Source organism: Frigoribacterium sp. CFBP 13707 (assembly GCF_014842245.1).
GTDB lineage: Bacteria > Actinomycetota > Actinomycetes > Actinomycetales > Microbacteriaceae > Frigoribacterium > Frigoribacterium endophyticum.
The window spans coordinates 1-5,391 of the sequence record NZ_JACYVL010000028.1; the positions used below are offsets into that span (position 1 = coordinate 1).

The window sequence follows — 5,391 nt, forward strand, 5'->3', positions numbered from 1 at the left end:
GGCGCACCGTGCAGCACTACAACTACGAGCAGTTCTTCGGCAAGCAGGTCCTCGACAGCTACCTCGACACCGCCCACGCCGGCGATGGCTCGTCGCCCACGTACCTGAACACGCTTCACTACGCGACCGCGTTCAGCTACAACGGTGTCGGCGCTCACCTCGGCAGCTGGAACCTCGGCGGTGCCGGCTCCGGGGGAGTGGTCGACGATGACCGCCTCACCCAGCAGATCGCCTCATGGGTCAATTCCGGCTCGCGCGGCAACTACCTCATGCTCCGTGGCTACGAGGCCGGAGGCGTGTACTCCTACAAGGCCGTCAACTCGGCCCTCTACGTCACCTACAAGGACTTCCCCTCCGCCGGCGGACCCCAGGCACCCGCACCGGCGAACGGTGCAGCGAAGGCATCCCTGACTCCGACCCTCAAGGTCAGTGCGACGAACCCCGAGAATTCACGGCTCGACTACGCGTACCACATCAGCGAGAACCCGAACCCTGACGTGGCGACCGTGTGGGACTCCACCTGGGGGGTCCAGGAAGTGAAGGTGCCGGCAGGGCTTCTGAAGCCGGCGACGACGTACTACTGGAAGGCATTCGTGCGGGACGGCTACGACGGGCAGTTCGGGACGTCCACCCAACGCAACTCGGCAACGTTCTCGTTCAAGACGAACACCCCCGCCCCGACTCCGGACCGGGGGAGCGCTCTGCCCGTTGACGGAACCGTGATCACAGGGCTCACCCCGACGCTGCAGACCGGCCCGAGCACCGATCCTGACAAGGACGCGTCGAGCCCTGCGGTGCAGTACAACTTCACGATCGCGACCGGCACCGACGGCGTCACCGGTGCTGTGGTGTCGTCCGGGTGGCAGACAGCGACGACCTGGACGGCCCCGGAGAACACGCTTCAGGACGGTGGCCGCTACACCTGGTCCGTGAAGACCAACGACGGCCTCGACCAGCCGCAGCCGTCGTGGCGGAACAACCTGGTGGTGAACCAGCGGATCGGCGAGTCGGGCCCGGCGCCGGTCGACACGGCCGGTCCCGTGACGGTGAACCTCGCCAACGGCAACGTCGGCATGCGGTTCTCTTCTCCGACGGTCTCGACTGTGGGGGGCAGCATGGGCATGGCCTTCAGCTACAACTCCCTGAAGCCCAAGGCCGGCGGGCTCACCGGGTCCTACTACGACAACACCCCCGCCGTGGGTGCGACCCCGACGTTCAACTTCGACGGCAAGACGCCGGTGCTGGTCCGGACCGACCCCACGGTGTCCTTCGACTGGGGTACCGGATCGCCTGCGCCGGCAGTTCCCAACGACTACTTCCTCGCCCGCTGGAGCGGATTCATCAAGGCCCCGACCGCGGGGAAGTATCTCTTCGGTGTGAGCCGTGACGACGGCGCGATCGTCCGTGTCGGCGGGACCATGGCCTACGAAGGATGGGGCAACGAGTCCCGCAGCAAGATCCTCTGGGGCGGCGCCCCCGTCTCGATGACCGACCAGCCGACGTCGTTCCTCATGGACTACTACGAAGGCGCCGTCACCGCCGGCGTGACCCTCTACGTCCGCGACGAGCAGGGCAAGGAGTTCGAGGTCCCGCCGTCGTGGTTCTCCCGCCAGGTCGAGACCCTCCCCGCAGGCTGGTCTGCATCCACGGCGCTGAGCGGGGACGCCGGCGACTGGTCAAGCGTCCAGGTCACCGACAGTGCCGTCATCCTCACCGACACCACCGGAACCGCCCACACTTACACGAAGACCAGTGGCGCCGGTGCCTCCAGCGGATACAAGGCGCCCGAGGGTGAATACGGGATCGTCGCGCTCGACGCCACCGGGAAGGTCACCTTCACCGAAGACGACGGCACCATCACGGTGTTCGGTGCCACCGGCCGCGTCGAGACGGTCACCGGCGCGGGCGATGCGATCAAGCGCGCCACCCCGATCGCGACCTACAAGGGCGGCACCGGGATGATCGAGTCCCTCTCCGACCCGCTGTCCTACGACAGTGCCTCCAAGACGTACAAGCGTCAGGTCGTGTTCTCCTACGGTGCGGCGTCAGGGTCGAGCTGCACGGCGCCGCCGTCGGGTCTCGCCTCTGCTCCTGCGGGGATGCTGTGCAAGATCAGCTACCCCGACGGCACCGCCACGGACCTCTTCTACGACGCCCAGGGCAACCTTGCCCGGATCGTTGACCCCGGCACCGAGATCACCGACTTCGGCTACGACAACGGCAAGCTCACGATGCTGCGGGACTCCCTCGCGAACGACTGGCTCGCGATGCCGAACTCCGGCCACGTCGACGCCACCACGGTGAAGACCCAGATCGCCTACGACGACAAGGGCCGCGCGACCAGCGTGACCCTGCCCGCCCCGGACGGTGTCACCCAGAACCTCCGCCCGCAGAAGACCTACACCTACCCCGCCGACCCGGCCGCAGGTGCCGGCACCGCGTCCGTCGACGTCGCAGGGCTCACTGTTCCGGCGGGCGCGCACGCGTTGACGGTCACCTACGACGCTGCGTGGCGTCAGCTGACCTCGACCAGCCCCTCAGGGCTGACCAGCAGCCAGGTCTGGAACGGCAAGGACATGCAGTTGTCCTCCACCGACCCACAGGGCCGCATGTCGACCACGATCTACAACGCCCAAGACCGCCCCACCGACACCTACGGGCCCGCCCCGGCGGCGTGCTTCGGGACCGACCGGAAGCCGTTGGCGTCGTGTGCGGTCACGCCGGCGCACTCGTCGACGACATACGACAAGGGCCTCGTCGGGCTCAACGCGGTCTGGTACGACAACAACCGGTTCGCCGGCGCCCCCAAGGCCTACAGCCTCGGCATCGGTACTACCGACGGAACGGTGAACAAGGACTGGGTGATGGACGCCCCGATGTCCGGGATCCCCGGGGACAACTGGTCGCTGCGCCTCACCGGCCTGATCACGTTCCCCACTGCGGGCACCTACACGGTCAACACCCGTGCCGATGACGCCAGCCAGGTCTGGATCGACGACATCCCCTCACCCGCAGACCCCACCCCCGGCGCCGTCCACGACGCCCCCGGCGTCTCGATCACGACGACGGCTCCGAACCAGCAGGCACGGATCCGAGTCCACTACCTCGACTACACCGCCAACGCCACACTCGGGCTCTACTGGACGGGCCCCGGCATCGCCAAGTCGGTCGTTCCTGGGTCTGCCCTGACCCCGGACTACGGCCTCGCGACCTCGAGCACCACCGACGACGCAGCCCCGGCCGGTGTCGCAGGGGTCTCGAGCAGCCAGGTGCCGTCGCAGACGACCGCGACCGAGTACGCCAACCCGTGGCTAGGACAGCCCACCGCCGAGATCGTCGACCCCGCAGGCCTTGCCCTGAAAACGACGACCACCTACGAACCGGTCGGATCGGGCTACCTCAGGCGTCTGACGCGCACCCTTCCTGCTCAGGCTGCTGCGGGAGCGACAACGTCGACCTACTACGGCGACACCGAGACAACCACGGCAGCAGTCTGCGGAGTCCCGGCCGGGACACCGCAATACGGGGGGACGAAGACAACCACGACCGGCGCCGGAACCGTCTCCACTATGGTCACCGACACCCTCGGCCGTCTTGCCGGCACGAAGCGTACCGGAGATGCCGACTGGTCTTGCGTCACCTACGACAGCCGCGGCCGGACGGCTACCGCGACGACGCCGGCCTACGGCGCCAGCCCCGCCCGGTCGACGACATCGAACTACGCCGTCGCTGGCGACCCGCTCACCTCAAGCACCGGGGACGGGTCCATCGCGGGTTCCCCAAACGGCAGCACCATCACCACGAAGATCGACCTCCTTGCCCAGGCGGTGTCGTACACCGACGTATGGAACACCACCACCACCACCGCGTATGACCGCACCGGGAAGGTCATCTCCACTACGACCACGGCTGCAAAGGGGCTCTCGCACACGCAAGCGTTCTGGTACAACGCAGACAGCCAGATCACGAGGGTCACCTACGACAATGCCGTCCTGGCTCTCCCGGTCTACGACCGTGGTGAGCTGGTGTCGGTGTCCTACCCGGCCGGTGCCGGGAGCCTCGGCAACGGGTCGGTACTGCAGTCCATCCAAAAGAACGCCACCGGCGCACTCACCGGGCTGACGTGGGCATTCCCGAATGAACAGCAACCGGTCACCGATCAGGTTGTCCGATCGCAATCGGGACGCATCCTGACCAACACCGCGACCTCGGGCGCGGTCTCGAACGTGTCCTCCTACGGGTACGACGCCGCCGGTCGGCTGGTCACAGCAGCCATCCCGCGCCACCAGCTGACGTACTCCTTCGCCAACGCCACCTGCGGCGCCACCGCCGCCGGCAGGAACGGCAACCGGACGTCGTCGACCGACGTCCAGGATGGAGGTCCGGTGTCGGTCACAACGTCCTGCTACGACACGTCTGACCGGCTTCTCTCCACCACGGTGACCGCGCCCCCGGCGGCTGCGACCCCGATGGCGCAGACAGTCTCCGCGGCGAAGATCACCTACGACGCGCACGGGAACACCATCCGCCTCGCCGACCAAGTCATGACCTACGACGGTCTCGACCGGCACATGACCACCGTCCTGGACGATGGCAGCAAGGTTCTCTACCAGCGAGACGTCACCGACCGCATCGTCAAGCGCACCCAGACCACCAAGGCCGGGGTGACCACTTCGACGACGTACTCCTTCGCCGGGGGAGGGGATAGCCCCGACATCGAACTCGACGACCAAGGCATCGTCACCTCGGCGGTGATCTCACTCCCGGGATTGGTGCTGGTATCGCTAGGTGCGGCGTCGCAATCCTGGTCGTACCCGAACATTCACGGCGACATCATCGTGACCGCCGACCAGACCGGGACACGTTCCGCGGGACTGAGCGTGTATGACCCCTTCGGCCAGACCATGGACCCGGTGACTGGTGCGCTAGGCACGGTGCCGGCCAACCAGGCGGGTCCCGACAACGAGCCCGGCGATGCCGACTACGGCTGGCTTGGCCAACACCAAAAACTTGGCGAACACCTCGGTACCGTCTCGATCATCGAGATGGGAGCTCGCCAATACGTCGCCGGTCTAGGGCGCTTCATTGAGGCCGACCCGGTCGAAGGCGGCGTGGACAACGACTACGTCTACCCAACCGATGCCGTCAATGACAATGATCTTTCTGGTGAGCGATCTGCCACACGTGGGTGGGGCATTTCATGGGGAAGTCCATATTTCGGTAGGGCATGGAGCGACTACAACACCGCATCAAAGCGTGAATGGGGAAACATCTCTAGGGGATGGAATCAGGGGTACCAAGCCTTTAAACGGGGGGCAACGAAGGTGCAAATGGCCGTGTATGTTCAGGCCATTGCGGCCGGCGTGTGGATCGCCAAAGCATCACGGGGTA

The 5,391-nt window shown here is 66.5% G+C and carries 1 protein-coding gene; it reads left to right on the forward strand.

Going from position 1 to position 5,391, the window contains the following annotated elements; genetic code table 11:
- The coding region (locus IFT45_RS16565) for a PA14 domain-containing protein (RefSeq protein WP_192129529.1) at window positions 1–5,391 on the forward strand (5,391 nt) is incomplete at both ends.